Here is a 1,429-nt window from a genome sequence, read left to right as displayed (position 1 = left end):
TTGCACTGTTGGTGTGGACGGCCCCCGACCGGCAACGAAACGTGCCAGAGTGAGTCGTTAACGATCTCAAACGAAGGAGCCGTCCGTGGAGAAGATTATCCGTATCGGCATCGATACCTCGAAGCACGTCTTTCAATTGCATGGCGTCAACGCCGCCGAGCAGCCGATCCTGCGCAAGAAGATGCGCCGCAAAGAGATGGTGGATTTCTTTGCGGAATGCCCACCGACCGTGATTGCGATCGAAGCCTGCGGCGCCTCGCATCACTGGGCCCGGTTGCTGACTGCGCTCGGACATGAGGTAAAGCTGATCGCGCCACAATTAGCGAAGCCTTACGTCAAGCGTGGCAAGAATGACGCGGCCGATGCGGAGGCGCTATGCGAGGCGATGAGCCGTCCGACGATGCGGTTCGTTCCAGTGAAGAGTGCGGATCAGCAAGCCGCATTGATGCTGGTGGGCCTGCGCGAGCGCGCTGTCGCCGCACAGACGCGGCTTGCCAACACGATTCGTGGCTATGCAGCCGAGTTCGGGCTGACTGCGGCCAAAGGCATGCGTCATATCCCGTCACTGCTTGAGCGTATCATGGTTGACGAAACCATTCCGACCCTGGCACGCGATCTGTTCGCGTCTCTCGCCGACGAGTTTGCACAGTTGGACGAGCGCCGGAAAGAGGTGGAGGCAAAACTGATGGCCTGGTACCGGAACAACGAATGCTGCCACCGACTTGCAAAGATCCCTGGTGTCGGACCGATTAGCGCGGTCTTGCTGGTGATGAAAGCGCCCGCGCCAGAGCAGTTCCTGTCCGGACGGCAGTTTGCCGCCTGGATGGGCCTGACACCCAAGGATCATTCGACGGCTGGCAAGGTCAGGCTCGGTATCATTACGAGAGCCGGCGATGAGGCATTGCGCAGCACATTGGTCGTGGGTGCGACCTCGTTGCTTCGACAGATACGAGCGGGAAGAGGCAGAAACGCTTCACCGTGGCTCATCGAGTTGCTCAAGCGCAAGCCCCCAAAACTCGCAGCTGTCGCGCTGGCCAACAAGATCGCCAGGATCGCCTGGAAAATGATGGTGACCGGCGAGGTTTACAGGAACAATGCTGCGCGCTCCCCTCTGGCATGCGCGGCGTGAAGAGATCAGTCGGTCACGGTGAGCAGGATAAAGATGCTACCGTACTGAGCTGATGCGTGAACTTGCAGGAAACGAGCAGATGGTGTGATCGATCGATCCGAGACGCGGGATACTCCGAAGCAGCCAGTGGCCCACTGTGGTCGATGCATTGTTTGGAACCCACGTTGCGGAATCCATCTTGGCCAGCGTTCATGTGTGAGCGCACCGACAGGCCGGACATATGAACGCAAGCGATCCGATCAAACTCTGCCCGACATCTTGCAAGAAGGGGGCCGTCCACATATGGCTGCTCGACGGCAT

At 59.1% G+C, this 1,429-nt stretch carries 1 protein-coding gene; it reads left to right on the top strand.

Translation table 11 applies throughout. The annotated features are described in order from the left end of the window. The first annotated feature begins 85 nt into the window (after positions 1 to 85). Positions 86 to 1,129, top strand: coding sequence for an IS110 family RNA-guided transposase (locus JKL46_RS34765; RefSeq protein WP_201843011.1), 1,044 nt, complete (start codon positions 86 to 88; stop codon positions 1,127 to 1,129). Positions 1,130 to 1,429: the final 300 nt, after the last annotated feature.

This window comes from Microvirga zambiensis WSM3693, assembly GCF_016735695.1.
In the GTDB taxonomy this organism is placed as follows: domain Bacteria; phylum Pseudomonadota; class Alphaproteobacteria; order Rhizobiales; family Beijerinckiaceae; genus Microvirga; species Microvirga zambiensis.
Note: the sequence above shows the minus strand (reverse complement) of the source record. Positions and strands in the feature narration are given on the sequence as shown.